The organism is Ferrovibrio terrae, from assembly GCF_943372915.1.
In the GTDB taxonomy this organism is placed as follows: domain Bacteria; phylum Pseudomonadota; class Alphaproteobacteria; order Ferrovibrionales; family Ferrovibrionaceae; genus Ferrovibrio; species Ferrovibrio terrae_A.
Genome location: NZ_CALSAN010000001.1, coordinates 68,374 through 93,226, shown reverse-complemented (window position 1 = coordinate 93,226; position 24,853 = coordinate 68,374). Strand labels below are relative to the sequence as shown.

The 24,853-nt window shown below is 63.9% G+C and carries 26 protein-coding genes and 1 tRNA gene; 20 read left to right on the top strand and 7 right to left on the bottom strand.

What is annotated here, in order from left to right:
- Position 1: 1 nt before the first annotated feature.
- From AAG821_RS00485 to AAG821_RS00475, 3 genes are all read right to left on the bottom strand, one after another.
- On the bottom strand, positions 2-589 hold the full coding sequence (locus AAG821_RS00485) for a PAS domain-containing protein (protein WP_341909070.1): 588 nt from the start codon (positions 587-589) through the stop codon (positions 2-4).
- 33 nt (positions 590-622) lie between these two features.
- Entirely contained in the window at positions 623-2,818 is a 2,196-nt protein-coding gene (locus tag AAG821_RS00480) for a lysylphosphatidylglycerol synthase domain-containing protein (RefSeq protein ID WP_341909072.1), read from the bottom strand.
- A 200-nt stretch (positions 2,819-3,018) separates the two neighbouring features.
- A tRNA-Thr gene (locus AAG821_RS00475) sits at positions 3,019-3,093 on the bottom strand.
- Positions 3,094-3,366: 273 nt separating this feature from the next.
- On the opposite strand from AAG821_RS00475, the gene AAG821_RS00470 reads away from it, so the two are divergent.
- From AAG821_RS00470 to AAG821_RS00425, 10 genes are all read left to right on the top strand, one after another.
- Positions 3,367-3,579: a hypothetical protein gene (locus AAG821_RS00470; protein WP_341909074.1), complete on the top strand. Its 213-nt coding sequence runs from the start codon at positions 3,367-3,369 to the stop codon at positions 3,577-3,579.
- Between the two features lie 62 nt (positions 3,580-3,641).
- Positions 3,642-4,196, top strand: a complete 555-nt coding sequence (dcd, locus tag AAG821_RS00465; protein ID WP_341909076.1) for a dCTP deaminase — start codon at positions 3,642-3,644, stop codon at positions 4,194-4,196.
- 145 nt (positions 4,197-4,341) lie between these two features.
- Entirely contained in the window at positions 4,342-5,622 is a 1,281-nt protein-coding gene (murA, locus tag AAG821_RS00460; RefSeq protein WP_341909078.1) for a UDP-N-acetylglucosamine 1-carboxyvinyltransferase, read from the top strand.
- 1 nt (position 5,623) lies between these two features.
- Complete coding sequence (locus tag AAG821_RS00455; RefSeq protein ID WP_341909080.1) at positions 5,624-6,118, top strand: DUF2948 family protein; 495 nt, start codon at positions 5,624-5,626, stop codon at positions 6,116-6,118.
- Positions 6,115-6,807 carry an ATP phosphoribosyltransferase gene (gene hisG, locus AAG821_RS00450; RefSeq protein ID WP_341909082.1) on the top strand — a complete coding sequence of 231 codons (693 nt, stop codon included), beginning with the start codon at positions 6,115-6,117 and terminating at the stop codon, positions 6,805-6,807. The genes AAG821_RS00455 and hisG overlap by 4 nt, the downstream gene beginning before the upstream one ends.
- Positions 6,807-8,108, top strand: a complete 1,302-nt coding sequence (gene hisD, locus AAG821_RS00445; protein ID WP_341909084.1) for a histidinol dehydrogenase — start codon at positions 6,807-6,809, stop codon at positions 8,106-8,108. Before hisG ends, hisD begins: the two co-directional genes overlap by 1 nt.
- Positions 8,105-8,596, top strand: a complete 492-nt coding sequence (locus tag AAG821_RS00440) for a UPF0262 family protein (protein ID WP_341909085.1) — start codon at positions 8,105-8,107, stop codon at positions 8,594-8,596. The genes hisD and AAG821_RS00440 overlap by 4 nt, the downstream gene beginning before the upstream one ends.
- Before the next feature lie 8 nt (positions 8,597-8,604).
- Positions 8,605-9,036, top strand: a complete 432-nt coding sequence (locus tag AAG821_RS00435) for an arsenate reductase ArsC (protein ID WP_341909087.1) — start codon at positions 8,605-8,607, stop codon at positions 9,034-9,036.
- Positions 9,037-9,120: 84 nt separating this feature from the next.
- Positions 9,121-9,513, top strand: coding sequence for a hypothetical protein (locus AAG821_RS00430; RefSeq protein ID WP_341909089.1), 393 nt, complete (start codon positions 9,121-9,123; stop codon positions 9,511-9,513).
- 73 nt (positions 9,514-9,586) lie between these two features.
- The gene (locus AAG821_RS00425) at positions 9,587-10,348 is read left to right on the top strand and encodes an SIMPL domain-containing protein (RefSeq protein ID WP_341909092.1); all 762 of its coding nucleotides are present in this window, start codon (positions 9,587-9,589) and stop codon (positions 10,346-10,348) included.
- Here AAG821_RS00425 and AAG821_RS00420 read toward each other — a convergent pair whose 3' ends face one another.
- On the bottom strand, positions 10,349-10,984 hold the full coding sequence (locus tag AAG821_RS00420; RefSeq protein ID WP_341909093.1) for a VOC family protein: 636 nt from the start codon (positions 10,982-10,984) through the stop codon (positions 10,349-10,351).
- A gap of 233 nt (positions 10,985-11,217) precedes the next feature.
- Here AAG821_RS00420 and AAG821_RS00415 point away from each other — a divergent pair, with 233 nt between their 5' ends.
- The 7 genes from AAG821_RS00415 (at position 11,218) to AAG821_RS00385 (ending at position 16,957) form a co-directional block, all read left to right on the top strand.
- Positions 11,218-12,444, top strand: a complete 1,227-nt coding sequence (locus AAG821_RS00415; protein ID WP_341909095.1) for a GAF domain-containing sensor histidine kinase — start codon at positions 11,218-11,220, stop codon at positions 12,442-12,444.
- A 74-nt stretch (positions 12,445-12,518) separates the two neighbouring features.
- Entirely contained in the window at positions 12,519-13,073 is a 555-nt protein-coding gene (locus tag AAG821_RS00410) for a hypothetical protein (protein WP_341909097.1), read from the top strand.
- A gap of 192 nt (positions 13,074-13,265) precedes the next feature.
- Positions 13,266-13,484: a translation initiation factor IF-1 gene (gene infA, locus AAG821_RS00405; protein WP_144067704.1), complete on the top strand. Its 219-nt coding sequence runs from the start codon at positions 13,266-13,268 to the stop codon at positions 13,482-13,484.
- A 21-nt stretch (positions 13,485-13,505) separates the two neighbouring features.
- The gene (locus AAG821_RS00400) at positions 13,506-14,102 is read left to right on the top strand and encodes a nucleoside triphosphate pyrophosphatase (protein ID WP_341909099.1); all 597 of its coding nucleotides are present in this window, start codon (positions 13,506-13,508) and stop codon (positions 14,100-14,102) included.
- A gap of 24 nt (positions 14,103-14,126) precedes the next feature.
- Complete coding sequence (locus AAG821_RS00395; protein WP_341909100.1) at positions 14,127-15,716, top strand: ribonuclease E/G; 1,590 nt, start codon at positions 14,127-14,129, stop codon at positions 15,714-15,716.
- 21 nt (positions 15,717-15,737) lie between these two features.
- A complete protein-coding gene (yacG, locus tag AAG821_RS00390) occupies positions 15,738-15,944 on the top strand; it encodes a DNA gyrase inhibitor YacG (RefSeq protein WP_341909102.1) in 207 nt (68 codons plus the stop codon).
- 167 nt (positions 15,945-16,111) lie between these two features.
- Complete coding sequence (locus tag AAG821_RS00385) at positions 16,112-16,957, top strand: VacJ family lipoprotein (RefSeq protein WP_341909103.1); 846 nt, start codon at positions 16,112-16,114, stop codon at positions 16,955-16,957.
- A 65-nt stretch (positions 16,958-17,022) separates the two neighbouring features.
- Here AAG821_RS00385 and AAG821_RS00380 read toward each other — a convergent pair whose 3' ends face one another.
- From AAG821_RS00380 to AAG821_RS00370, 3 genes are all read right to left on the bottom strand, one after another.
- A complete protein-coding gene (locus tag AAG821_RS00380; RefSeq protein ID WP_341909104.1) occupies positions 17,023-19,113 on the bottom strand; it encodes an ATP-binding protein in 2,091 nt (696 codons plus the stop codon).
- Between the two features lie 110 nt (positions 19,114-19,223).
- A complete protein-coding gene (locus AAG821_RS00375; RefSeq protein ID WP_341909106.1) occupies positions 19,224-19,742 on the bottom strand; it encodes a GNAT family N-acetyltransferase in 519 nt (172 codons plus the stop codon).
- Between the two features lie 4 nt (positions 19,743-19,746).
- Positions 19,747-20,694 (bottom strand): hydrogen peroxide-inducible genes activator, encoded by a 948-nt coding sequence (locus AAG821_RS00370; RefSeq protein WP_341909107.1) that lies wholly within the window; start codon positions 20,692-20,694, stop codon positions 19,747-19,749.
- 155 nt (positions 20,695-20,849) lie between these two features.
- On the opposite strand from AAG821_RS00370, the gene AAG821_RS00365 reads away from it, so the two are divergent.
- The 3 genes from AAG821_RS00365 to AAG821_RS00355 all read left to right on the top strand — a co-directional run bounded on the left by AAG821_RS00365 (position 20,850) and on the right by AAG821_RS00355 (position 24,833).
- A complete protein-coding gene (locus tag AAG821_RS00365) occupies positions 20,850-21,389 on the top strand; it encodes a peroxiredoxin (protein WP_341896219.1) in 540 nt (179 codons plus the stop codon).
- Between the two features lie 89 nt (positions 21,390-21,478).
- Entirely contained in the window at positions 21,479-22,045 is a 567-nt protein-coding gene (locus AAG821_RS00360; RefSeq protein WP_341909108.1) for a carboxymuconolactone decarboxylase family protein, read from the top strand.
- Between the two features lie 298 nt (positions 22,046-22,343).
- On the top strand, positions 22,344-24,833 hold the full coding sequence (locus tag AAG821_RS00355; protein WP_341909110.1) for a methyl-accepting chemotaxis protein: 2,490 nt from the start codon (positions 22,344-22,346) through the stop codon (positions 24,831-24,833).
- Positions 24,834-24,853: the final 20 nt, after the last annotated feature.

The following is a 24,853-nucleotide window of genomic DNA, read 5'->3' as shown; positions in this document are numbered from 1 at the left end:
GTCAGGGCTTGCTGCCGGTCGGATCGGGCAGTGGCTGGAAACTGTCGGGGTCAAGGCGCAGGAAGAAGCCATCCTTGAAGCCGCCGCTGCGGCTCAGGTCGCTGATGCTGCGTGGCTGGATCGGCATCGCACTCGGCCATACCTGGATGCTGAGCACCAGCGCCGGCCGATCCGTTTCGCCCTGGCTCAGCGGCAGCATCAGGCGCCGCGTCATGGCAAAGCCGGCGGCATCCCAGCGGAACACGCTCTCAGAATAGACCGGCACGGCATCATGGAAGGTGGCGTGGTAGATCGCGCCCATGTAATCGCGATAGCTGCCCTGCATGATGTCATGCGTGGTCTTGCCGGTGAAATCCATGCCATAGCGTTCGACATGCGCCGAGCCGACCAGGCGATAGCGCCAGGCGCCGCCTGCGGCCGGTTCGGTGATCATCAGGTTGGGCCAGAAGGCCGGCGGCAGCTCGAGCGGATCGATCTCGCCACGATCGGGCATGCAGCGCCGGGTGCCATCCTGCTGGCGCTTGTGCGTCCAGTACCGCGCAACGGCTTCGAGGGCCGGTTCGTCGGAAAAGGGGGTGGGCCGTGTCATGGCGGAAGTGTACGCCATGATGGCTGGCTGTCGTCAAACGGGTTTCACTGTGGATGCCTGCTGGTTACCGTTCGGCAGGGCGATCAATAGTCCCAGCAGGAACCAGAAACTGCGTTGGAAGAAGAAGTCGTGCACGATATTGCCGGCAGCAAAACTCAGCAGCAGGATCAATAATCCTATGGACCATCCATTCTTCGGTTGATCGATACCTTGGTAGGCGTGGCGCAAAAGAGCGCAGAAGAAAACTGCGATGACGCCAAAACCGAGCAGTCCGGTCTCTGCCAGCAGCCATATGGGCACAGAGTGTATGATCAATGCCCGACCGGTGGCGCTGATATGCTGTTCCATGTAGGCGCCCAGCCCGCTACCAAAAACCGGATGTTGCAACCACATCTGCCAGCCATCGATAATGCTTTTCCAGCGCTCAAGATCACCCGACTCGCGCGTCACGTTCACGGCCAACATCAGGATGACAAAGGAATTTTCGGTGAGCAGGTGGTTGTATACTTTATCGTAGAGAAATGAAAATGCCGCGATAGCCAATGGCGGCAGAAGGATGGCTGGCACCAACCGGCGTCGCGGTAAGTGGCCGGGGAAGACCATCATGGCGATCAGAGTGATGGCAAATATGCCCATGCCAGCTCTTGAGTGGCTATAGTAAATCACGATGCCCAGCACAGTCAGGATTGCCGGCAGCAGGTATTTCCACCGATCGAACAACCCGAGATGCTGTGCGGTGATAGCGGCAGCGGCGGTGACAGACATCTGAACAGCGAAGGCGTTGGTGTTGCCTGCGTAGGCTTGCAGCGGTAGCGCAAAGATATCGCGCTGGATCGACACCCCGACCAGAGATGCTACCAACAGGATGATCTGTAGGACAGCAAGTGTAGTTCCTGTGGCGACAACGGCACCAAGAACGGCGTCGCGGTACTGTGCCTTGCCACTCATGGCGATGGACAGGCCGGTGGTAGTGTATCCAAGAATGATCAACCAACCCAGGCCACGGTTGATGAAGGCCCAACTCGTCCACCCGAACCGGCTGTAGCCGTAGAACAGCGAAATAGCAAACACGGCCGAAACGGCAAACAGGCCGATGATGAGAACGCTGGGTGCCGGCAAAGCATTGCGGTGCTTCCAGAGGAAAATCGGGGTCAGCCCCAGGCTGGTCAAGGCGATGAGATCGGCAAGATTGCCCGTCAGCTCACCGCCCTGTAACGGTATGCGAACCTGGAAAAACAACAGTGTGGCACAGAGTATGGCGCAGGCTGTCACGGCTATGCCGCTCCAGTCGATGGCTATACTCATGTCGGCTGACGACGGCGCCAAGGCGGGTGGGCGCCGGCGCAGCAAAAGCAGGCTGCTGCAGATCATGAACAGCACTGTGACAAGCAGGCTGATCAGGCCGATGGAAACGGCACTCGCCACGGCGGTAGATTCGCTGATGCCGATCACACCTAGGGCCTGGGCGGCGCTGAATTCGCGAATGCCCCAGCCGGAGAAACTGATCGGCAGGCTGGCTGTGAACATCACGATGATGAGGGCTGCGATCACGCGGCCATCAAATGGCGATATACCCAGGCCCCATAGCAGGCTCAGATAGGTGCCCAGCATGCAGCCATGCGCAGCAAGGGTGAGCAGCAGGCTCGGCCACAGGCGTAGAATGCCCCGCAACTGACTGGGCAAGTGTTGCAGCAGTCGTGCCGATCGAAGGGCGGTAAGCGCGACAACAATCGCTGTAATCGAGAGCGCTGCGATCAGCGATGCCATATACTTTGTGGTCGGCAGCACATCGAAATGTAAATTGATGAACAGGTACCATAGGCCCCCGAGGCTGAGCAGGAACAGGATCGCGGCCGCCTGCATCCGCTCCCAGTAGGTTGCCATGATCGAAACACTAAGTGGCACGCCATCAGGAGCCAGCGCCGCCGCTCGGCTGATGCTCTGACCAATCACATTGAGTAGAATCTGGTTGGAGATCTGGCCGATGGAATGAGCGAAGAACAGGCTGCGCCAGCTCGGGTTGAAGCCGAAAGCCGTTAGTACCGAACGGAACCGTAGGAGCGACAAAATGGTGTTTGTCAGCACCAATAGCACGGCCACCAGAATTCCGGGCCAAGCGATGGAATGGAGGCTGGCAATAACGGTTTCTGGATCAACCAGATAAAATGTTGCGAGCAGTGATCCAAAGGAAACAATCGCAAAAAGTAGGTTGCGAAGGCTGCGGTGCATAATCTAGTAATTTCAAGATAAAGGATTACGGGCCGCCAATCAGCCCACATTTAGATGTCAGTTGTGGCATGCATGAGTTGAGGAGCGAAAGTCTTATTTCAGGACTGATTGTAAGTATTTAGTAGCAAGCCGTTCGGCGGCGAAGCGTGATCTTGGAGTCAGATCCAGGCTGCGGATGGCCATTACTAAAGCAAGAAGCCTGGTGCTGCTGGACAGGATTGAACTGTCGACCTCCTCATTACCAATGAGGTGCTCTACCACTGAGCTACAGCAGCCCCGTAAGGGCCAAAAACGACAAACCGGCCCTCGCGCCCGAAGGGCCCGGCCGGCGTCGGGCGCGGAAACTGCCACAGCCGGCCGGCCGGCGCAAGCGCGACATGGCGGCTTTTGGCCGGCTTTTGCGAAATCGGAGATTCGACCGTGTTTCCCGGGATTTGCTGCCCCGGCGCGGCGCGGCATGGGGCACGGATTCGGGTTGACGCCGGGGGGCGGGGCTGGCTATCGCTGAAATCGCATGCCGGCCATGGTCGGGCCGCGCCAGAGGATGCATGGCGGACAGCGACGAACCTGACAGCACACCGGAAACGGTGTCGGAAAACCGACAGCGCAAGGCGAAGCAGCGGGCTGACCGGGCGGCGCGGCTGGCACAGACCCTGCGGGCCAACCTGGGCCGCCGCAAGCAGCAGACCCGCGGCCGGAGTGGCGGCCCTGACAGTGACCCCGATGACACGGCGGGGAACGGTGGCGGGGCGGCGTCTTGACGGGCTGGGCCCGCCCGCTTAAGCCCGAAGGCACTGTTTTTCTGCCGCCGAAGGATCACCGCATGTCAGTCATGTCCGATATCTGGATTCGCGAAATGGCGAAAACGAAAGGCATGATCGAACCCTTCGTCGAGGCGCAGAAGCGCGAAGGCACGATCTCCTACGGCCTGTCCTCTTACGGCTATGACGCGCGCGTGGCGCGCGAGTTCAAGATCTTCACCAACGTAAACAGCGCCGTCGTCGATCCGAAGGAATTCTCGCCCGAGTCCTTTGTCGACCGCGACACCGATGTCTGCGTCATTCCGCCGAATTCCTTCGCGCTGGCCCGCACGGTGGAATATTTCCGCATCCCGCGCGACGTGCTGGTGATCTGCCTGGGCAAAAGCACCTATGCGCGCTGTGGCATCATCGTGAATGTCACGCCTCTGGAGCCGGAATGGGAAGGCCATGTGACGCTGGAATTCTCCAACACCACGCCGCTGCCCGCCAAGATTTATGCGAACGAAGGCGCCTGTCAGTTCCTGTTCCTCAAGGGCGATCAGCCCTGCGAGGTGAGCTATGCCGACCGCGCCGGCAAATATATGGGCCAGCGCGGCGTCACCCTGCCCAAGCTTTAGGGGCTGCCGCCCCGGCTTTCCTTGACGCATCCGGGCGTTACATCCGCCCGCACTGGCGATTCGGCCCCCGTTGCGCTAGACAATCGGTGGCCTATTTAGCTCTGGCCGGCGGTTTCAGCCGGTAGTTCTTTGGAATCAATGCGTTATGGATAGAATTCGGTTGCGTGGCGGCAAGCCCCTGGACGGCAGCATCGGTATCGGCGGCGCCAAGAATGCGGCCCTGCCGCTGATGGCGGCCAGCCTGTTGAGCGACGAGACGCTGACGCTGTCCAACGTGCCGCATCTGGCCGATATCGCCACCATGGCGCATCTGCTACAGCAGCACGGCGTCGATGTGTCGATGGATGGCGGCAACGGCACGCCGGAGGGCCGCACCATCCATCTCAATGCCGGCAAGATCACCTCCACGCTGGCGCCCTACGATATCGTGCGCAAGATGCGCGCCTCCGTGCTGGTGCTCGGCCCGCTGCTGGCCCGCTTCGGCGAGGCGGAAGTGTCGCTGCCCGGCGGCTGCGCCATCGGCACGCGGCCGGTCGATCTGCATATCATGGGCATGAAGGCGCTCGGCGCCGAGATCACGGTCGAGAACGGCTATATCAAGGCCAAGGCCAAGAAAGGCCTGAAGGGCGCGGTGATCCGCTTCCCGCAGGTCTCGGTCGGCGCCACCGAGAACCTGCTGATGGCCGCCGCGCTGGCCGAAGGCACCACCGTGCTGGAGAATGCCGCGCGCGAGCCCGAGATCGCCGATCTGGCCCAGTGCCTGGTGGCGATGGGCGCGATGATCGAGGGCATCGGCAGCGAGCATCTCACCATCCATGGCAAGCCCAGCTTGCGCGGTGCCACCCACAAGATCGTGCCCGACCGTATCGAGATCGGCACCTATCTCGCCGCCGTTGCGATCTGCGGCGGCAAGGTGGAACTGACCGGCGCGCGCATGGACCTGATCGAGGCCGTGGCCGAGAAGCTGACCGAGGCCGGCTGCGTGATCACCGAAACGCCGCGCGGTGTGTCGATCGCGCGCAACGGGTCGCGGCTCAAGGGCGTCGATTTCCTCACCCAGCCCTATCCGGGTTTCCCCACCGACATGCAGGCGCAGATGATGTCGCTGATGACGGTGTCTGATGGCGCCTCGATGATCACCGAGACGATCTTCGAGAACCGGTTCATGCATGTGCCCGAACTTACCCGCATGGGCGCCAATATCGTGGTGCATGGTTCCTCGGCGCTGGTGCGTGGCGTTCCCAAGCTGACCGGTGCGCCGGTGATGGCCACCGATCTGCGCGCCTCGGTGTCGCTGGTGCTGGCCGGCCTCGCAGCCGAAGGCGAGACAGTGGTGAACCGCGTGTATCATCTGGATCGCGGCTACGAGCGGCTGGAAGAAAAGCTGGCCGCCTGCGGCGCCGTGATCGAACGGCTGAAGGACTGAGATGGCCGAGGACCGCCGCAAGACGCCGCGTTTTCCGCCCCTGCGCCTGCGCGCCGAGGACGCGGAAGATGTTACGGTGCTGGCGGCCTGCCTGCAGGATGCGACGCTGCGGGTCACCGACATGGCCTGGCAGCCGAAACAGCGGCGCTTTGCCCTGGTGCTCAACCGTTTCCGCTGGGAAGATGAAACGCGCGTCGATGCGCGCGGCAAGCTGATCCGCGCCGTGCCGCATGTGCGGGTGCCGGCGGGGTTGCATTTCGACGGCGTGCTGAAGGTGCAGTCCAGCGGCATTGATCGCAATGACGCCAGGGCTCCGCTGGAACTGCTGTCGATCATCGCCGAGCCGCTGGGTGAAGACCCGGCAGCGGTGCTGACATTGGTTTTCGCTGGCGGCGGTGCCGTGCGGCTGGAAGTGGAATGCGTGGACGCACAGATGCAGGATCTGGGGCAACCCTATCCGGTGCGTCGTGCGCCCAAGCACAAGGAAGTGTCATGAGTGCCGACAACAAACTGGTCATGGCGCTGCCCAAGGGTCGCATCCTGAAAGAGGTGATGCCGCTGCTGCTGGCGGCCGGCATCGTGCCCGAGCCGGAATTCTCCGACGACAACAGCCGCAAGCTGCGCTTTGCCACCAGCCAGCCCGATATCGAGCTGATCCGCGTGCGCAGTTTCGATGTCGCCACCTTCGTGGCTTTCGGCGCCGCCCAGCTCGGCGTTGCCGGCAACGATGTGCTGATGGAATTCGACTACCCGGAAATCTACGCGCCGCTCGATCTCGATATCGGCCATTGCCGGCTCTCGGTGGCCGAACCGGTGGCGCTGTCGGCATCTGATGATCCCAAACGCTGGAGCCATGTGCGGGTTGCCACCAAATACCCTTACGTGACGCAGAAGTATTTCGCCGATCGCGGCGTGCAGGCCGAATGCATCAAGCTGAACGGTGCCATGGAACTGGCGCCGACGCTGGGGCTGTGCCGCCGCATCGTCGATCTGGTCTCCACTGGCGCGACACTGAAGGCCAATGGCCTGGTCGAGGTCGAGGTCATCGCCCAGGTCACCTCTCGTCTCGTGGTCAATCGCGCGGCGCTGAAGACGCGGCCGATCCAGGTCGGCGGCTGGCTGGAGAAATTCTCCGCTGCCGTGGCCGCCGCCGCCGTGACCAAGACCAAGAAGGTCGCTGTCTGATGCCGGTGTCGCTGAATGCTGCCGATACGGATTTCGCCGCCCGCTTCCAGGCGATGGTGAAATCCAAGCGCGATGCCGAGGCCGATGTCGGCGCCATCGTGGCGCAGATCATTGCCGATGTGCGCAAGCGCGGCGATGCGGCGCTGCATGAGCTGAATGCCAAATTCGACCATGTCGATTCGGCCCGGCTCGGCCTGCGCATTTCCCAGGCCGAGATCGATGCCGCGGCCGCACTGGTGGATGGCGCCACGTTGCAGGCACTGCAGGTTGCCGCTGAACGCATCCGCCTGTTCCATGCCCGCCAGAAGCCGGCCGATGATTTCTACACCGATGCGCAGGGCGTGAAGCTCGGCCATCGCTGGACGCCGCTGGATGCCGTCGGGCTTTATGTTCCGGGTGGCAAGGCTGCCTATCCGTCATCGGTGCTGATGAATGCGATTCCCGCCGTGGTCGCCGGCGTGCGCCGTGTCGTCGTCACCCTGCCGACACCGGGCGGCGAACTCAATCCGCTGGTGATGGCGGCGCTCAAACTGGCCGGTGTCACTGAAGTCTATCGCCTGGGTGGCGCCCAAGCAGTCGCCGCGCTCGCCTATGGCACCGAAAGCATCGCCCCGGTCGACAAGATCACCGGCCCGGGCAACAGTTTCGTGGTCACGGCCAAGCGCTTTGTCTTCGGCCAGGTCGGCATCGACAATCCGGCCGGGCCATCGGAAATTCTGGTCGTCGCCGACAATCAAAACGATCCGGCCTGGATCGCCGCCGATTTGCTCAGCCAGGCCGAGCATGACGAGGTGGCGCAGTCGGTGCTGATCACCGACGACGCCGCCTTTGCCGAAAAGGTTGGCGCCGCCGTGCGGCAGCAGCTTTCCACCATGCCGCGCAAGGATATCGCCACGGCGTCATGGGAAAAATTCGGCGCCCTGATCACGGTGAAAAACCTGAGCGATGCGGCGCCGCTGGTCGATGCCATTGCCCCGGAGCATCTGGAACTGGCCATCGAGGCGCCGCAGGATTTTGCCGCCAACGTGCGCCATGCCGGTGCCATCTTCCTCGGCCGCCATACGCCGGAAGCGATCGGTGATTATGTCGCCGGCCCCAATCATGTGCTGCCCACCGCCGGCGCGGCGCGCTTTGCCTCGGGCCTCAACCTGCTCGATTTCATGAAGCGCACCACGCTGGTTCAGTGTGATGAGGCCTCGCTGGCGAAAATCGGCCCGGCCGCCGTGGCGCTGGCCGAGGCGGAAGGCCTGCAGGGACACGCCCTGTCGGTCTCGATCAGGCTGCCGAAAGGGGTCAAATGACCGACAAGGCGCCGCCAGCCCAGCATCGTCTCATCGAGGTTCTGCTCGACGAGCGCAGCGTGGTGCGGCGGTCGGCCGATATCGATCATGAACTCAAGGTCGCGATTTTCGACCTGATCGAACAGAATGTCTTCTCGCCGGTCGGCGCCCATGCTGAACAGGGCCCGTTCCAGCTGATGCTGGGCATCGCCGACAACCGGCTGGTCTTCGATATCCGTGACGATGGCGCCGCGCCGCTGGGCAAGATCATTCTGGCGCTGTCACCCTTCCGCAAGATCGTGAAGGACTATTTCGAGATCTGCGACAGCTACTACCAGGCCATCAAGCGCTCCTCGCCCTCGCAGATCGAGACCATCGATATGGCGCGGCGCGGGGTGCATAACGAGGGTTCCGAACTGCTGCGCGAGCGGCTCAAGGGCAAGATCGACTGCGACTTCGATACTGCCCGCCGGCTGTTCACGCTCATCTGCGTCCTGCATATCCGGTAAGCGGCGAGATGGAGGATCGGCTTCCCGGCAGCGTGCTGTTCTGTTGCACCATGAACAGCGTCCGGTCCCCGATGGCCGAAGGCATCCTCAAGGCGCTGTATCCCAAGCAGGTGTTTGTCGATTCTGCCGGCGTGCGCAAGGAAAAGGTCGATCCGCTCGCCGTCGAGGTGATGGACGAGATCGGCCTGGATATCAGCAAGCACCGCTCGAAGAATTTCGACGACCTGGAAGACAGCTCGTTTGATCTCATCATCTCCCTGTCGCCCGAGGCGCAGCACACCGCCGTCGACATGACCCGCACCATGGCCTGCGATGTCGAATTCTGGAACACCTTCGACCCCACCATCGTCGAGGGCACGCGCGAACAGCGACTCGCCGCCTACCGTGAGGTGCGCGATTTTCTGCAAAAAAAGATCCGCGAGCGCTTTATAAAACGCTGATTGCCCGGATTTTTTGACCTGCATCAAGGTGGGTCTCCCCGGCTGCCGTCAAACTCTGGCGGTCAAGAAGCGGAGACTCCCCGAATGCCTAAGTCCCATGCCGTCGTGTGGCTCGATCATGTCGAGGCCTGCATTTTCCATTTCAACCGCGACTCCGCCGACAAGACGGCGCTGCACCGTCACCCGCATAGCCCGCGGCACAAGCATGGCGCCCTGCGTTCCGGTCGCGACCCGGACGATATCGCCTTTTTCCAGTCCATCGCCCAGGCGCTGGAAGACACCCGCGAGGTTCTGCTGGTGGGGCCCGGTGCGGCCAAACTGGAATTCCTGCGCTACGTGACACGCTCGCAGGCCTGGCTCGAACGCAATATTGTCGGCTGCGAAACCGTCGATCATCCCACCGATGGCCAGCTGCTGGCCTATGCCCGCAAGTATTTCCACGCCAAGGACCGCATGCTGCCGCTGCTGAGCAGCTGACGGCAAACGCGCCTCAAAACGGCCATGGTTTGTCTGGTATGGTCCGCGGACCAGAAACTGACGGACCCTCGCCATGACCGCCCATTCGCGTTTCGCCTTTCCCGCCTCGGCCCTGCTTCTGGCCCTGCTGCTTGCGGTTGCCGCCTGCGACAATGCCGGGGCGCAGACCGCCCAGCGCGCGCTGCCCGATGACGCCACGCTGCTGACGCTGTCGGAAAATGCCGAACGCGATGTAACGCCCGATACCATGCGCGCCCACCTGATGGCGCAGGCAACAGCGGAGGCGGCCGCCACCGCGCAGGCCAGCGTCAACGCCGCCATGGCCCGTGCGCTCACCCGTGCCAAGGCGCTTGGCCTTGAGGTCGAGACCGGCAGCTACAACACCTATCAGGAAAGCCCCGTGCGGCCGCAGACGCTGCCGGCCGGTGCCAAGCCGCCGGCACCGTTATGGCGCGCGCAGCAGAGCCTGCTGCTGACATCGAAGGACGATGCCAAGCTGCTGGAAGCTGTGGGCGCCTTGCAGGCCGAGGGTCTGGCGCTGCAGGAACTGGGCTACACCCTGTCGCGCGAACAGCAGCGCGCGCAGCAGGACGAGATGTTTGCCGAGGCGTTGCAGCGCCTGGCGGCGCGCGCCGAAAAGGCCGCGGCGGCGCTGGGCATGCGCTTTGAGGGCTGGGCCCGCGTCGGCCTCAATGGCGGCGTTATGCAGCGGCCGGTGATGATGAAGGCGATGAGCATGTCGGCCCGCGCCGAAGCCGCACCGCCGGTGGCTGCCGCCGGCGAGCAGGCTATCAGCGTCACCGTCGATGGCGAGGCGATCCTGCGCCGGCGCTGATCAGAACAGCTCCTTCAGGCCTGCAGGCGTCTGGATCAGGGCGCGATAGCGGAAGCGGTCGGCCTGCCGGATTTCGGGCGGCGCGTCGATGCGCAGCGTTCGATACAGTGTGCGGACCTGCGCGGGGTCAGGATGGTCGATGACCAGGGACTGCAATATGGCGCCGTGATCGGCCATGGTTGTCATGGAAGGCGGTTTGCCCTGCCGATCGATCACCGATGGCGCGATCCCGCCGAGCGGCAGGGAGCCATCCTCGGGCACGGCAAAAAAGAACGGCGTGCTGCCGTTCAGTTCAATCTTTCTGCCCAGAACATTTTCATGCTCCGGCAGAACGGCATCGATATCGGCGGTGCGCGCCACCCATCCGCGCAGGCGAAAACCGCTGTCCCAGTCCGCGCGTACGGTGGCCGGGTCATCCAGGCCGAACCAGCGCCGGCGCCCCGGATGCGCGGCAGCGGGATCGACCGCGATGATCTCCAGATACACGCTGTCGCCCAGCCGAAGCAGATGGTTGTGGGTGCCCATATACGGATGCTGCCGGCCGAACGGCACATCGATATCGAGGCAGGCGCGCACATGGGCCACGCCTTCGGCCAAAGAAGGCGCGATGACGGTGATGTGGTCGAGCTGCAGCATGCTGTTTGTCTTACGGGCCAACCGCTATATGGGTCCAGACCTAGCGGAGTGGCGGACGCTGCGGAATCAGGACAAGGTTTCTATTTCCGGTCTATGCACGCTGGCGGCTAATCGACGCAGGCCGGTAATTAACCATAACCAGATCAGTGCGTTAGGCTTTGTCCCCCTACGGAAGAATGCTTGCCGCGGCGGAATACCGCCTCTAAATAAGATCGCCTTCCAAAGAGACCCCCGTGCCCGCTGCACCGCACCCATCAAACGAAGCCGCGCGCCTGAACGATCTGCGCAGCTTCGCCATCCTCGACACACCCTATGATCCGCGGTTCGATCGGCTGGTGCGGCTGGCGGCGCGTGTCTTCGGCACCCAGGGTGCACTGGTCACGCTGGTTGATACCGACCGCCTGTGGTTCAAGGCCCATACCGGCATCGACCTGCGCGAGCTGCCGCGCGAGCATGGCTTCTGTGCCTGGGCGATCCTCAGCGACGAGGTCTGTGTCGTCGAGGATGCCTCGCTGGATGCGCGCTTCAGCGACAATCCCTTTGTTACCGGCCCGGCCGGTCTGCGCTTTTATGCCGGTGCCCCGCTGACCAGCCGCGACGGCCATAACATCGGCACGCTGGCGATCTTTGATTCGGTGGCGCGCCGCTTCGATTCTGCCGCGCAGCTGCAGCTGCAGGAATTCGCCGCCCTGGTGACCGATGCGATGGAGCTGCATCGCTCGCTGACTGAAACCGAGGCTGCGCGCGAGGAGGCCATGCTGGCCTCGCGCTCCAAGGGCGAGTTCCTCGCCTTCATGAGCCATGAGCTGCGCACGCCGCTGAATGCGGTGATCGGTTTTGCCGAGATGCTGGAGAGCGAGGCCTATGGCCCGCTGGGCGATGCCCATTACAAGGACTATGCCGGCCTGATCGGCCAGGCCGGCAAGCATCTGCTCGAAGTGATCAACGCCATCCTCGATCTCAGCCGCATCGAAGCCGGCAAGATGACGCTGACCCTCGACAAGCTGAAGGTGGTGGACGAGGCCGATGCGGTGATTTCGCTGCTGCTGACCCAGGCGCGGCAGAAGGAATTGTCGCTGGTGATGGATGCCAGCCTGCATGCCCTGCCGGTGCTGCATGCCGATCGCAGCGCGTTTCGCCAGGTCCTGCTCAACCTGATCTCCAATGCGATCAAGTTCACACCGGCCGAAGGCCGCATCGTGGTGGCTGCCACCCCCGATGCCGACACGATCCGCATCAGCGTCAGCGATGACGGGCCGGGCATCGCACCGGCCGATCTGGTGCGGCTGGGCGAGGCCTTCTACCAGGCGGGTCCGAAGAACCAGCGCCGCCAGGGCTCCGGCCTTGGCCTGGCGATTTCGCATCGCCTGATGGCGCTGCATGGCGGCCGCCTCCATATGGCCAGTGAACTGGGCCGCGGCACCACGGCCACCATGGTCTTTCCGCTCCAGCACAGCTGACGTGCTGCCGTCACTGGACACGCCTGCGGCGGGCGCGTAACCAGATGGCAGTCTCGATTGCGGGAGGACATACGATGTTGCGCGCATTGCTCGCTGCCGTTGTTGCCATCGGCGTCGCCGTTTCAGCCCAGGCCGCCGATCTGGCCAAACCCAAAGGCGCGGTGGTGCTCACCGTGCATGGCGCAATTGCCAACACCAATCGCGGCGCGCTGAACGAGTTCGACGACGCCTTTTTCAAATTCGGCAATGTGAGTTTCGATACGGCGGCGAGTTTCGATCTCGCCATGCTGGAAAAACTGCCGCAGAAAACCCTGACGGTGAAATACGACACCTGGCCCAAGGCCTATACATTCCGCGGCCCGCTGCTGGCCGATGTGCTCAAGGCCGCCGGATCGAAAGGCAAGACCATCAAGGTCTTTGCCATCGACGGCTATGGCGCCGAAATCCCCCTCACCGACCTGGCGCAGTATCCGGTGTTGCTGGCGCTCAAGGCCGATGGCAACTATCTCGGCCTCGGCGGTCGCGGCCCCACCTGGGTGGTCTATCCGCGCGACGACAGGCATCCCGGCCTGAAGGCCCATGACGATGCGAAATGGGTGTGGTCGGCCATCCGGATTCAGGTGGACTAGTCGCCGTTCGCCATAAGTTCCGGAAAACCGGGAATTCCGGTTATACCCTGCCAGTGGCAGCATTCCGGCTACGGCCTTGATTTTCCGGGCGGTCGCGCGCATGTTCTCGCCCGCGCTGCAAGCGCATCTGATGGCCGCGCCGTTCCGGCGCGCGACGACCGTAAAACCGAGCTACCGTAAAACAGAGGCTGAATGGCGAAGGAAGAATTGCTGGAATTTCCCGGCGTTGTGGACGAATTGCTGCCCAACGCGATGTTCCGGGTCAAGCTCGATAACGGCCACGAAGTGCTGGCTCATACCTCGGGCAAGATGCGCAAGAACCGCATCCGCGTGCTGGCGGGCGACAAGGTCATGGTGGAAATGACCCCCTATGACCTGACCAAGGGCCGCATCACCTTCCGCTTCAAGTAAGCCTGATCCGGGGCCGGAACCGTGGCCGCGCCACTCCTCGTTCTGGCCTCCGCATCGCCGCGTCGCCGCGATCTGTTGCGCCAGATCGGCCTGGTGCCGGATGCGATCCTGGCCGCCGATCTCGACGAAACCCCTGAAAAATCCGAATTGCCGCGGCCCCTGGCGCTGCGTCTGAGCCAGGCCAAGGCGCGCGCCGTGGCCGCCCAGCGGCCCGATGCCCTGGTGCTGGCCGCCGATACGGTGGTGGGGCTGGGCCGCCGCATTCTGCCCAAGGCGGAAACCGCCGACGAGGTCGCCCATTGCCTTGGCCTGCTGTCCGGCCGGCGCCATACCGTGGTGACCGGGCTCTGCCTGATTCATCCCGATGGCCGCAGCAGCCGCCGCGCGGTCGAGACCAAGGTGCGCTTCCGCCGGCTCGCGGCGGCCGAAATCGCCGCCTATGCCGCCTGCGGCGAGGGCCTGGGCAAGGCTGGCGGCTATGCCATCCAGGGCCGGGCCGAGGCCTTCATTCCCTGGATCGGCGGCTCGTATTCCAATGTGGTCGGCCTGCCGCTGGCCGAAACCGCCGGGCTGCTGCATGGCCTGGGCTATTCGCTTCCGGGCTATCCGCTTCTTTAACGAAACCCGCTATAAACTGATTCGATGGCCAACGAGCTGCTGATCGATGTCGGACTGACCGAGACGCGCGTCGCCCTGGTCGAGGATGACCGTCTGGTCCACCTCGATCTGGAGCGGCCCGAGCGCGATTCCGCCCTGGGTGCGATTTTCCTCGGCCGCGTGCGGCGGATCGAGAAGGGGCTGGGCGCGGCCTATGTCGATATTGGCTTGAGCCGCGACGGTTTTCTCGGCCGCGACGATCTGGTCGAGCCGGGCGACAAGCCGATCGAACAATGCCTGCATGAGGGCGAAACCGTGCTGGTGCAGGTGGTGCGCGACCCGGTTGGCGAAAAGGGCGTCAAGCTCACCTGCCAGATCGCGCTGCCCGGCCGTTTCCTGTCCTTCTGCCCCTACGATGCCGCGGTGCGCGTGACCAAGCGCATCGCCCAGGATGCCGAACGCATGCGGCTGGCTGCCGTGATGCAGAGCCTGATGGCGCTGGCCGACCAGACACCGCTGGAGGTCACCGCCCGGCTGCAGCATGAAGTCAGTGTCCGGCTGCAGCATCGCGCCGGCGATCGCCGCAGCGCCAAGCCGGTCAAGCGTGCGCCCGAGCGGCGCAATGGCGACGAGCGCCGCCGCCGCATGGGCTGCATCGTCAACGCCAATGCCGATGGCGTATCGAAGGAAGAATTGTTTGCCGATCTGGAACGCCTGCGGGCGCGCTGGATCGCGATCGAGGACCGGCGTCGCCTGGCCACCGAAAGCTCCAATGTGCCGGCCGAACTGTGGCGCGAAATGGGCCCGGTCGGCCGCGCGCTGCGTGATTATGTCGGCGCCCGGCTCGATCGCATCCGCGTCAATGCCGCGCCTGGTTTTGCCGAGGCCCGCGCCTGGCTGTTCGAGCATGCGCCGAATTATGTCGCGCGGCTGGAACGCTTCGATGATCCCGCCGGCCTGTTTGAACTGTTCGAGATCGAGGCCGATATCGCTGCCGCGCTGGGCCGCCGCATCGAGCTGCCGTCCGGCGGCGCCATCGTGTTCGGCGAGACCGAGGCGCTCACCGCCATCGATGTCGATTCCGGCCGCGCCTCGTCGCGTGGCCATGCCTTCGAGGAGCAGGCACTCAAGATCAACCTGGAAGCCGCCACCGCGATTGCGCGCCAGCTGCGCCTGCGCGGCATCGGCGGCATCGTGGTGATCGATTTCCTGCATATGGAAAATGCCGCCTATCGGGCCCAGACGGTGAATGCGCTCCGCGAGGCGCTGAAGCGCGATCCGGCGCCGCATAAGGTGCTGGGCATGTCGGCGCTCGGCCTGGTCGAGATGACACGCAAGCGCATCGGCGAACCGCTCGCCACCCGGCTGTTCGACAATTGCCCGACCTGTGATGGCGACGGGCGGCTGCCCTCGCTGCCGTCCGTGCTGGCCGAATTGCTGCGCCGGACCTGGCGCGAGGCGACCAGCAGCCCGGCCGGCGGCAAGCTGGAAATCGCCTGTGCGCCCGATGTCGCCGCCCTGTTCGACGACGAGCTGCGCAGCAAGCTGGAGCGCCAGATCGGTGCCGTGGTCCAGGTGAAGCCGGAAGCCGGCCGCCGTCGCGAATCATTCTCAGTTGGCCGGCTCGGCCGCTGACGATACCCTGCGGCATCCGCCATGACGGTCTCCAAAACCTGCCCGATCTGCGGCAAACCCAGCGACCCCAAGCGCAGCCCGTTCTGCTCGCCGCGCTGCGCCGATGTCGACCTCAACCGCTGGCTCAAGGGCGCCTATGCGATTCCGGTGGTCGAACCCGACGAATCGGACGAGTCGGACGATCCAGAGGGCGGTACCGGCCCAGGCAATCCCGGGCTGCGCCACTGAGTCGCCCCCGTCAGGGGCTGTGGCAGAACTGCATCACCTGTGGAAAAAGGCATCCGCCCGGTGCGGTTGCAGGGTAGTGGCCATCACGGTCCACGGGATTCGGCTTGCGCGCGAAAGGCCGATATCCGATAAGATAACCCTCAGAATTATAAAGAGGTCCAAGCCCCATGTCCGTTGTTACGCGCGAGTCCGGTCAGCGCACGTCCCAGTGGAAGACCCTCGCTGCAGTTGCCCTGCTTTCGACTGGTCTGCTTGCCGGCTGTGCCACAGCCCCGACCGACCCCCAGGCCCGCGCCGATTTCGAAGCCGTGAATGATCCACTCGAGCCGGTCAATCGCGCGATGTTCGAGTTCCACATGGCGCTCGATCATTTCCTGCTCAAGCCAGCGGCCTTCGTCTACCGCACCCTGCTGCCGGAACCGGCCCGCACCGGTATCCGCAGTGCACTGCTGAACCTGCGGACTCCGATCATCCTGGCCAACGACCTGCTGCAGGGTGAAACCACTCGCGCCGGCGATACGCTGCAGCGCTTTGCCATCAACAGCACCGTCGGTGTGCTCGGTTTCTATGATGCTGCTGACAAGTGGTTTGGGATTCCGGCTCATACTGAAGATTTCGGTCAGACGCTGGCCAGCTGGGGCGCCGGCGAAGGTGCCTATCTGTTTATCCCGGTGCTTGGCCCGTCCAACCCGCGCGACCTGACCGGCTTTGTCGTCGACACCGCAGCCGATCCGCTCAACTGGTATCTGCGCAACACCGATCGCGATGGCTGGATCTATGCCCGCACCATCGTGAGCGGTCTGGATGCCCGCGCCGAGCTGCTTGAAACCCTCGATAACCTCGAGAAGACCTCGCTCGATTATTACGTCACGCTGCGCACCGTGTATCGCCAGCGTCGCGCTGACGAGATCGCCAACCGCGCCTCGAAGCAGCCCAGCGTCTCGCCCACCTCGCTCAGCCGCGCCGCCGATGCCGGCAGCGAAATCGAGACCCTGCCGGTGCAGAAGCAGTAAGCACCGGTCAACCGGTTTGATGCCAAAACGGCGCGTCATCTGACGCGCCGTTTTCTTTTATGTGGTCACGCTGCTGCCGGGGCCACGCAGGCGGCGGGGAATGTCACGGTCACCCGGGTGCCCTGCTGGGGCACCGAGGCGACGCTGATGCTGCCGCCATGCAGCGCGATCAGTTTGCGGCAGATGTTGAGGCCAAGTCCGCTGCCTTCACTGCGGCGGATACCGGCATCGGCCTGCCAGAATGGCTCGAACACGCGTTCGAGATTGTCTTCGGCGATGCCGATGCCGGTGTCGCACACAGTCAGCGTCAGGCCGCCATCGGGCAGGTGTGCGGCTTCCACGCTTACCACGCCGCCGGTCGGCGTGAACTTCACCGCATTGCTCAGCAGGTTGATCAGGATCTGCTTCACCGCACGGGCATCGACCAGCAGCGACGGCAGCGCGTCGGGCAGGCGGCTGACCAGCTGCACGCCGGCCTCGCGCGCCCGGCCGCGCACCAGGCGCAGGCTGTCATCGACCAGATCCTGCGGTTCATGCGTGCCCAGCTCGAGGTCGAAGCGCCCGCTCTCGATCTTGGAGACATCGAGAATGTCGTTGATGACACCAAGCAGGTGCTTGGCACTGCTGCTGATATCCTCGGCATACTCGAAATATTTTGCCGATTGCGGGCCCAGCAGCCGGCCGGCGATCATGTCGGAAAAGCCGATGATGGCATTGAGCGGCGTGCGCAGCTCGTGGCTCATATGCGCAAGAAATTCACTTTTCGCGCGATTGGCGGTCTCTGCCACCTCGCGTTGCCGCGCATAATTCTCGGCCAGCTTCTCGCGCACGGCCGCCTGCTCGCGCAATGCCGCTTCCAGCGCCTTGCGCTCGGTGATGTCGGTGGCGATGCTGCCCACCGCCAGCAGGATTCCACTGCGGTCGAAGATCGGAAACCGCACCAGCATGTAGTCATGCATCTTGCCGTTCAGGGTGGGCACGCGCATGTCAAAGGTGAGGGGCTTGCCGGCCTTCACCGTTTCCTCCACCTGCTCGGTCAGCCGCGCCGCCAACTCAGGCGGGAACACTTCCTTCGCCGTGCGGCCAACCAGATCCTCCGGATCGCGGTTGAACTGCCGGGCGAAGAACTGGTTGATCATCAGATAGCGACCATGCGGGTCCTGCAGGGTCATCACCAGAGGCGGGTTATCCATCATGCCGCGCAGCAGGGATTCTGTTGCGGCGCGACGCTCAAGCTGTCGCCAGGCGCCCCACACCGCAGCGATGGCGCCCAGCGTGACGATACCGAACAGCATGCCGAAACCGATCGCGGCGCGCAGCCAGCCGCGGTCGACCTTCTGTTGCTCCAGCTGCATCAGCAGGGTCATCGGCAGATCGTTCAGCCTTGACCAGTAGAGCGGATCTTCACCGGTTACGCTGTAGCCCTGGGTGCCTGCAACGAACCGGGTCAAGCCGGCCAACTCCGTGGCCTGCGGCTGCGGCCAGCCGGTAACCATCCGACCTTCATCATGCACCAGCGCGAGAACAGAGACCGGCAGCGGGTAATAGGCAGGATCGAGCAGTGCGCGCAGGTCGATTTTCAGCGTGGCAATCAGCACGCCGGCAAAGGAATTATCGGCGCCGTTGATGCGCCGGGTCAGCCACACGCGTGGCTCACCGCCGCTGCGTGCCGCATCGATCTGCTGCACCAGGCCGTCGCGATGCTTGATGAAGCCGGGATGCCAGCTGATGTCCAGCGGCATCGGCGCCTCGCCGACGGCGAACCAGAAGCGTCCCCGGCCATCGTAGACATGCACTGCATCCACCTGTGGCATGATGGCGATGCGGTCGGTCAGCAGGCTAACGATGGCGTCGCTGGGCGTCAGGCCGCGGCTGATCCGGTCGCTGGCTTCGGCGGCTGCGAATTGCAGCAGCAGGTCGGCCACGTCGAACTGGCGCTGTGCTGCATCGGCCAGTGTGCGGCTCAGGCCAGTGCCCTGCAGCACGATGCGGTCCTGGTCGTTGCTGCGCAGGTTGAGCACCAGCGACAGGGCCAGGCCGCCGGTTGCAGCCAGCAGCAGCACGACAGCAACAATCAGCCCGACAAAACCGCGCGGCAGGCCGACCCGGGCGCGCGGGCTGATCACTGTATCGGTCGCAAGCCTGCGCTTGACCATGGCTGGATCGACATCTCCCTGGGCGGTTTCCGCCTGGGCTCAGTCTCTCATACTCGGCCGTTGAACGACAAAGGCTTTTGTCCGCGCGACACTCTCATGCCGCACTGCAGTCAACGCTGCGGACGGCCAGCAAACCAGGCGGGATCGGCGGCATCACCGAGCCGGGCGAGGGCAGGCTGCGTCATGCGGTAGGGCAGCCATTCGGTCTTATGCTGAATGCCGAGGCGGTGGTAAAATTCGCGCGTTGGATTCCAGTCCAGCACGTTGAGGTCGAGTCGCTTGCAGCCGCGCGCATCGGCAATCGCCGCCAGTGCGGTGATCAGCTGGCGGCCCAGGCCGTGGCCGCGCGCGCGCTCCAGCACGAACAGGTCTTCCACGAACAGGCCGGCGCGGCCTTCCCAGGTCGAGTAATTGTGGAAGTACAGCGCGAAGCCGACCGGCTCGCCATCCAGCTCGGCGATCAGTGCCTCGAAACGCTTTTCGGTGCCGAAGCCATCGCGGCGAATATCATCGGCCGTCAGCTTCACGCTGCTCAGCGGTTCCTTCTCGTAAATCGCCAGCGCCTGCACCAGGGCCACGATGGTCTCGGCGTCATCGATGGTGGCGACGCGGATCAGGGTCTTCGACATGCGGTCAGGCTTTCTTGGCGGGGGATGATGTTTCCGGCGGGCGCCCGTCAGATTGGTGCAGGGCCGCGACCAGGGCTTCGCCGAACAGGGTGAATTCCTTGGCACGCTGGGTGCCGCGGCGCCAGGCCAGTCCGATATGGCGCGCGACATCGTCGCCCTGCAGCGGCCGTGCCGCCACATCGGTGCCGCGCAGGATGCCGGCATCGAGCGCCAGTTGCGGCAGCAGGGTGACACCGAGTCCGCTATCCACCATCTGCACCAGGGTGTGCAGCGAGGTGGCGGCAAAACCATCCCGGCGCGGCGACGGCGGCAAACGGCAGGCCGCCAGCGCATGGTCGCGCAGGCAATGGCCATCTTCCAGCAACAGCAGCTGTGCATCGGCCAGATCATCCAGCTTCACGGCATTGCGCCTGGCCAGCGGATGATCGCTGCGGCAGGCCAGCAGGAAGTCGTCGTCGAACAGCGTCATGGTATCCAGCGCGCCGCCTTCATAGGGCAGGGCGATCAGCAGCAGGTCGAGCTTGCCGTTCTGCAGCTGCTCGATTAGGCGCGCCGTCAGGTCTTCGCGGAGGAACAGCCGCAGGTCGGGGAAACGTTTGCGCAGCGACGGCAGCACGCGCGGCAGCAGGAAGGGCGAGATGGTCGGGATCACGCCCAGGCGCAACGGCCCGCTTAAGGGGACGGCGGCGGCGCGCGCCAGCAGCACCATGTCTTCGGCCTGGCCCAGCAGCTCGCGGGCCCGGCCGGCCAGTTCCTCACCCAGCGGCGTCAGCACCACTTTGCGTTTGGTGCGGTCGACCAGGGCGGCCTCCAGCTGGGTTTCCAGCTCCTGGATGCCGGCCGACAGGGTCGACTGGGTGACGAAACAGGCTTCGGCGGCTTTACCGAAATGCCGGTTTTCCGCCAAGGAAACCAGATATCGCCATTGCCTTAGGGACGGAGAACTGATCATGCGGGTTATATAATCGCCTCAGGCGATTAATTCTATCGGAATTATCTGTTTGCTGAATGATTAGAACGCATCTAAGTATCACTGCGAGCGGGATAGCACTGACCAGCCCCGCCGCCCCGGACTGCAACCAAGACCAAGTAGAGGAGCGTTTACCCATGCTGACCATCGGCGACAAGTTTCCCGCCTTCAACCTGAAGGCCGTTGTTTCCACCGACCCGAAGAAAGCCTTCACCGACATCTCCAGCGAGTCCGACAAGGGCAAGTGGAAGGTCGTGTTCTTCTGGCCGAAGGATTTCACCTTCGTCTGCCCGACCGAGATTGCCGCCTTCGGCAAGCTCAACGGCGACTTCAACGATCGCGACACCGTCGTCTACGGCGTTTCGACCGACTCTGAATTCGTCCATCTGGCCTGGCGCAACAACCATGCCGACCTGAAGGATCTGCCGTTTGCCATGCTCGCCGATATCAAGCGCGAGCTGAGCCAGGAACTCGGCATCCTCGACAAGGCCGAGGGTGTCTGCCTGCGTGCCACCTTCATCGTCGATCCGGAAGGTGTGATCCGCTTCGTCTCGGTGAACGACCTCAGCGTCGGCCGCAACCCGGCTGAAGTGCTGCGCGTGCTCGATGCGCTGCAGACCGACGAACTCTGCCCCTGCAACTGGCAGAAGGGCGAAGACGTCCTCAAGGCCGCCTAAGCCAAGCCCAAAGGTTCGCCGTGTCTCTGTTCAGAGACACGGCGAAAGCCTCCCCAGCCTGACTGCACGATAAAAAAAGGAGCCTCGCCATGAGCCTCGAAAGCCTGAAGACCCGCCTGCCTGACTATGCCCGCGATCTCAAGCTCAACCTGGGTTCGCTCGCCACCGAGCCGGGCCTCACCGAGCAGCAGCGTGCCGGCACTTTCGTTGCCTCGGCGCTGGCGTCGCGCGAACCCAGCGTGATCCAGGCCATCATCGCAGAATTCGCGCCGAAGCTGTCGCCGGAAGCGCTCGAAGCCGCCAAGGCCGCCGCCGCCATCATGGGCATGAACAACATCTATTACCGCTTCGTCCATCTGATGGGCGAGGGCGCGGCCGAGAACCAGTACAAGACGCTGCCCGCCAAGCTGCGCATGAACATCATCGGCAAGCCCGGCGTCGACAAGGTCGATTTCGAATTGTGGTCGCTCGCGGTCTCGGCCGTGAATGGCTGCGGCATGTGCCTCACCGCCCATGAGCATGAGCTGCGCAAGGGCGGCCTTTCGGCCGAACAGGTGCAGGCCGCGGTGCGCATCGCGGCCGTGGTGCATGCGGTGGCCGCGACGCTGGATGGCGAAACCGCGATGGCCGGCAGCTTCGCCGCCGCTGCCGAATAAACACTCCGCATCCCGTTCGGGCCTCCCGCCCCTCCGCCCGGACGGTTTTCCACGGCTGCCATCGCAAGATGGCAGCCGTTTTCTTTGCTGCCTCAGGCACATCGCCTCGTCGTCAGTATTCGGATGACAGACAGCGGCAGGGGACTTCGCCCTATGCGCGCAGGACCGCATTGCGCCACCAGCGTCCGGTATTAATTCCCGGTAACCTGCGAAAATCGCGCTTAGGCCGTGCCCAGAGCTTCGGCTATGGTCCCTGCAAAGGAACAAGCCCGTCCGTTGGGCCTGCAGGGGAATCGTCATGCGCATTCGTGCCAGTTTTCTCGTTTTCGTTGCCGTCATCGGTGTCATCGTGCTCGGCTTGGCCGGGCAGATTATCAACGATGCCTATCAGGACCGGCAGAACGCCGTCGTCGCCCGTGGCCTCGCTGCCACGCAGGGCGAGCTTCTCCGCATCGTCGAACTGCTCGGCATCGAGCGTGGCGCCTATAACGCCGCGCTGCGCGACGACAAGACGATGGATGCGAATAACGACTTCATCGCCAAGCCGCGCAAGACCACTGACGACACCATTGCCGCCGCGCTGGCTGCGGCTCAGGCCTCGGGCCATCCTGCCATTGATATCCGCCGTATCCAGGCGATGAAGGCGACATTGGACGACTGGCGCAAGCGCACCGAAGCTGCGCTGTCCAGGCCGATGGCCGAGCGTCCCGCCGATGTGATGAACGGCTATGTGCCGGCGCTGACCAAGGTGGTCACCGATACGGTGCCGCTGCTGAATGCGATCGGTGCGGCGATCAGCCGTGCCGATGAAGATGTCTCCGGACCGATGGAACTGGCTCGTCTGGCTGCCGATATGCGCGCCGAGGCCAGCGTGCGCGGCACCACCACGGTGAATGTCGTTGCGTCCGGCAAGCCGATTCCGCCGGCCACCGCCAGTTTGCTGTCTGAGCAGAGCGGCAAGGTCGATGCGATCTGGGCCCGCATCACCATGGGGCTGGAATCGCTGGATCCTTCGCCCGAGCTGAAGGCCAAGGTGGAGGAAGCTCGCAAGGCCTTCTATGAAACCCTGCCGCCGATGTATGCGGCGATCCGTGCAGCGAGTGAAAAGGGCGAGCCCTATCCCTTCACCATGACGGATTTCCGCGCCAAGCAGAATCCGTTGCTCTACACCGCCGGTTATCTGCGCGATGCGGCGATTTCCGATGCCCTGCGCGTTGCCGATGTCCTGATTGCCGAACGCACCCGGCATATGATGATCGAGGTCGGTCTGGCCGCTCTGGCCGTGCTGCTGCTCGTGACTGGCACCATCTTCTTTGTGCGCCGCGTGGTTAGCCCGCTGGGATCGATGACCGGTACCATGACCCGTATCGCCGAAGGCCAGTCGGCGGAAATTGGCTATCGCGACCGCACGGATGAGATCGGCGACATGGCCAAGGCACTGGGCATTTTCCAGCGCAACGCCGATGAAAAGACCCGCATGGAAGCCGACGAGCGCAACCGTGCGGAGGCCGAGCGTGCCCGCATGGCCGAGCAGCGCGAAAACGAGGCGGCGATCAGCCGCGAAATCGCCCAGTTCTGCACCGCCGTGGGCGATGGCGATGTATCGCGCCGCATCGACATGGCCGGCAAGGAGGGCGTGTTTGCTGATCTGTCGCAGCAGATGAATGGCCTGGCCGATACGTTGCAGAATGTGCTGGGCGATCTGGGGCGCGTGCTGCGCGGCCTGAGCCATGGCGATCTGACTGCCACGGCCTCGGGTCAGTACAAGGGCGCCTTCGGTGAACTGGCCGAAGCGGCACGCGAGACCGTGTCGCAGCTGCGCGATTTCGCCGGCAAGCTGGGCGAAAGCAGCCAGACGGTGCGCACGGCTTCCGCGGAGATTTCGTCGGGCAGCCAGGATCTGGCGCAACGCACCGAATCACAGGCCGCCTCGATTGAGGAAACCGCCGCCTCGATGCACGAGATCACCACCACGGTGAAACAGAATGCCGATAACGCCCAGGCTGCGAACCAGCTGGCGGTGGCGGCGCGTGATACGGCCGAAAAGGGCGGCAGCGTGGTGGCCAATGCGGTCACCGCCGTCACCCAGATCGAGGAGAGTGCGCGCCGGATTTCCGATATCGTATCGCTGATCGACGAGATCGCCTTCCAGACCAACCTGCTGGCGCTCAATGCGTCGGTCGAGGCGGCCCGTGCCGGCGAAGCCGGCAAGGGCTTTGCCGTGGTGGCGCAGGAAGTGCGTGCGCTGGCGCAACGCTCGGCCAACGCATCCAAGGACATCAAGGCGCTGATCACCGAATCCAACGCCCAGGTGAAAACCGGCGCGGCGCTGGTGAACCAGACCGGCGCCTCGCTGACCGAGATCGTCACGGCGATCAAGAAGGTCTCGGATATCGTCGCCGAGATTGCGGCGGCCTCGCGCGAACAGGCCACCGGCCTGGAGCAGATCAACACCGCCGTGGGCAGCATGGACGAGATGACCCAGCGCAACGGCGCCCTGGTGGAAGAGACCTCGGCGTCGGCGCAGTCGCTCGCTGATCAGGGCCGTCAGCTCGCCGAACTCGTCGGCTTCTTCAAGCTGGGCGGCGGCACGACCGCCGCTGCCCCGGTCGCAGCAAAACCGGCTGCAGCTCCGGTGGTTCGAACCGCACCTGCCGCTGCAGCGGTGAAACCGGCTGGGACGGCCGCCAAGCCGGCGGCAAAACCGGCGCCGAAACCCGCACCGGCTACTGCAGCTAGGCCGGCCCCGGCGCCCGCCGGTGGTGACGACGACTGGCAGGAATTCTGATCGGGCGCCAGCGCCGTCAC

Bases quoted from the DNA above. Each gene is read 5' to 3' on its own strand.
- AAG821_RS00485 (WP_341909070.1), bottom strand. From the start codon at position 589: ATGACACGGCCCACCCCCTTTTCCGACGAACCGGCCCTCGAAGCCGTT.
- AAG821_RS00480 (WP_341909072.1), bottom strand. From the start codon at position 2,818: ATGCACCGCAGCCTTCGCAACCTACTTTTTGCGATTGTTTCCTTTGGA.
- AAG821_RS00470 (WP_341909074.1), top strand. From the start codon at position 3,367: ATGGCGGACAGCGACGAACCTGACAGCACACCGGAAACGGTGTCGGAA.
- dcd (WP_341909076.1), top strand. From the start codon at position 3,642: ATGTCAGTCATGTCCGATATCTGGATTCGCGAAATGGCGAAAACGAAA.
- murA (WP_341909078.1), top strand. From the start codon at position 4,342: ATGGATAGAATTCGGTTGCGTGGCGGCAAGCCCCTGGACGGCAGCATC.
- AAG821_RS00455 (WP_341909080.1), top strand. From the start codon at position 5,624: ATGGCCGAGGACCGCCGCAAGACGCCGCGTTTTCCGCCCCTGCGCCTG.
- hisG (WP_341909082.1), top strand. From the start codon at position 6,115: ATGAGTGCCGACAACAAACTGGTCATGGCGCTGCCCAAGGGTCGCATC.
- hisD (WP_341909084.1), top strand. From the start codon at position 6,807: ATGCCGGTGTCGCTGAATGCTGCCGATACGGATTTCGCCGCCCGCTTC.
- AAG821_RS00440 (WP_341909085.1), top strand. From the start codon at position 8,105: ATGACCGACAAGGCGCCGCCAGCCCAGCATCGTCTCATCGAGGTTCTG.
- AAG821_RS00435 (WP_341909087.1), top strand. From the start codon at position 8,605: ATGGAGGATCGGCTTCCCGGCAGCGTGCTGTTCTGTTGCACCATGAAC.
- AAG821_RS00430 (WP_341909089.1), top strand. From the start codon at position 9,121: ATGCCTAAGTCCCATGCCGTCGTGTGGCTCGATCATGTCGAGGCCTGC.
- AAG821_RS00425 (WP_341909092.1), top strand. From the start codon at position 9,587: ATGACCGCCCATTCGCGTTTCGCCTTTCCCGCCTCGGCCCTGCTTCTG.
- AAG821_RS00420 (WP_341909093.1), bottom strand. From the start codon at position 10,984: ATGCTGCAGCTCGACCACATCACCGTCATCGCGCCTTCTTTGGCCGAA.
- AAG821_RS00410 (WP_341909097.1), top strand. From the start codon at position 12,519: ATGTTGCGCGCATTGCTCGCTGCCGTTGTTGCCATCGGCGTCGCCGTT.
- infA (WP_144067704.1), top strand. From the start codon at position 13,266: ATGGCGAAGGAAGAATTGCTGGAATTTCCCGGCGTTGTGGACGAATTG.
- AAG821_RS00395 (WP_341909100.1), top strand. From the start codon at position 14,127: ATGGCCAACGAGCTGCTGATCGATGTCGGACTGACCGAGACGCGCGTC.
- yacG (WP_341909102.1), top strand. From the start codon at position 15,738: ATGACGGTCTCCAAAACCTGCCCGATCTGCGGCAAACCCAGCGACCCC.
- AAG821_RS00385 (WP_341909103.1), top strand. From the start codon at position 16,112: ATGTCCGTTGTTACGCGCGAGTCCGGTCAGCGCACGTCCCAGTGGAAG.
- AAG821_RS00380 (WP_341909104.1), bottom strand. From the start codon at position 19,113: ATGGTCAAGCGCAGGCTTGCGACCGATACAGTGATCAGCCCGCGCGCC.
- AAG821_RS00375 (WP_341909106.1), bottom strand. From the start codon at position 19,742: ATGTCGAAGACCCTGATCCGCGTCGCCACCATCGATGACGCCGAGACC.
- AAG821_RS00370 (WP_341909107.1), bottom strand. From the start codon at position 20,694: ATGATCAGTTCTCCGTCCCTAAGGCAATGGCGATATCTGGTTTCCTTG.
- AAG821_RS00365 (WP_341896219.1), top strand. From the start codon at position 20,850: ATGCTGACCATCGGCGACAAGTTTCCCGCCTTCAACCTGAAGGCCGTT.
- AAG821_RS00360 (WP_341909108.1), top strand. From the start codon at position 21,479: ATGAGCCTCGAAAGCCTGAAGACCCGCCTGCCTGACTATGCCCGCGAT.
- AAG821_RS00355 (WP_341909110.1), top strand. From the start codon at position 22,344: ATGCGCATTCGTGCCAGTTTTCTCGTTTTCGTTGCCGTCATCGGTGTC.